This window comes from Candidatus Binatota bacterium, from assembly GCA_012960245.1.
Lineage (GTDB): Bacteria > Desulfobacterota > Binatia > UBA1149 > UBA1149 > UBA1149.
Window position 1 is genome coordinate 1 of sequence record DUBO01000057.1, and the last position, 1621, is coordinate 1621.

The following is a 1621-nucleotide window of genomic DNA, read 5'->3' on the forward strand; positions in this document are numbered from 1 at the left end:
CGCAAGGCCGCGGTAAGACTGGAGCTGACGGGCGGAGTTGAACCGCCGACCTGCTGATTACGAATCGAGCCAAGCGCACACCCACGCGTACTCGCCTTTACTCTCCCGCCCTCTCAAGGCTCTGACTCCATTGACAAATTAAGCGCTGGGTCGCCTACTGAACGTGACGCGTTACCAGGCTGTACTCACCCTCACTACGCGCCAAGTGGTACCAAATTGGTACCAAATTTCAGACCACCGGAGGCAAGACCGAATGAACATCAAGCTCAACAAGAAGACAGTGGAAGCCGCCACCGCACCCGTCACAGGCGAACTCATCCTGCGCGACAGCGAGATACGAGGTTTCTGGTGTCGCGTTACTAGCAGCAGCCGGACCTACGTCCTGCGCACCCGCATCGACGGAAAGCAGCGCAGCATCACGCTGGGTCGCCACGGGCAGATCGAACCCGCCGAGGCTCGGCGCAAGGCCCTGCAGATGCTCGGCGACATAGCCCGCGGCAACGACCCGACGGCCGAGCGCGAAGCCAGCCGCCGATCCCCAACCTTCGAGGAATTCTCCCAGCGCTACCTGTCCGAGTGGGCCAAGCCGCGCAAGAAGCCCAGCGGCCTGCGCAACGACATCGGGCAACTGAACAACCACATCCTTCCCGCGATGGGGCAGCTCAAGCTCGGCCAGGTTTCTAAGCGCCACGTCACCGAACTTCACCAGGCCATGCGAGGCACCCCCTACGAGGCCAACCGGGTGCTGGCCCAGCTGAGCAAGATGTTCAACCTGGCCGAGGCCTGGGACCTGAGGCCGCAGGGATCAAACCCCTGCCGCTGGGTGACCAAGTACAAGGAGGAGGCCCGCAAGCGTTACCTGGGCGAACTCGAACTGAGGCGGCTCGGTAACGAACTCGAACGGCTGGGTAAATCAGGCGAGGAATCGCCCTACGTGGTTGCGGCCATCAACCTGCTGCTCATGACGGGTGCCCGGTCGGGCGAGATCCTGGCTCTCAGGTGGAGCTACATCGACTTCGAGCAGGGGCTCATTCACCTGCCCGACAGCAAGACAGGCCGCAAGGATCTGGAGATGGCAGCAGAGGTGAGAGAAATATTGCAGTCGCTGCCGCGCGACGGTGGTCCGTGGGTGTTGCCTGGAAACAAGGAAGGGCAGCACCTGGTCAATCTCTTCAAGCCGTGGTCACGAATCCGCGAGCGTCTCAACATGACCGACGTGCGCATTAACGACCTTCGGCACACCTTCGCCTCGATGTCGGTGACAGTAAACATCTCGCTGCCCGTAATCGGTGGGCTGATGGGTCACAAATCAACGGCTACGACCCAGCGCTACGCCCACCTTATGCGAGACACCGGGCGGCAGGCGGCCAACCAGGTTGCTACGGATATCTCGAAGGCACTGGGGCAGAAGTAGCGCTCTCGGTGCAAAGAGAAACGCCCCGGCAGCCGTGCTGGCCGCCGAGGCGATGTTGTTCTTGACGCTGGTTGTCGAACCGCCCTGCCCTACTGGTCCTCGAACAGCGAACACGCGGCCCAGTCATAAAAACCCACCGTGGGGCGATTGAGTCCGTCACTTACAGACGAGTATAAGCCGGCGGCTAAGTTGTTAAACCCACCGCTG

1 protein-coding gene is annotated in these 1621 nt (G+C 61.4%); it reads left to right on the forward strand.

The window, feature by feature from the left end; translation table 11 throughout:
* Positions 1 to 253: 253 nt before the first annotated feature.
* Positions 254 to 1414: a DUF4102 domain-containing protein gene (locus EYQ35_11750; GenBank protein ID HIF64808.1), complete on the forward strand. Its 1161-nt coding sequence runs from the start codon at positions 254 to 256 to the stop codon at positions 1412 to 1414.
* The last annotated feature ends 207 nt before the right edge of the window (positions 1415 to 1621 follow it).

What these genes read in the sequence shown, in the direction of transcription:
- EYQ35_11750 (HIF64808.1), top strand. Translation starts at nt 254, where the DNA reads ATGAACATCAAGCTCAACAAGAAGACAGTGGAAGCCGCCACCGCACCC.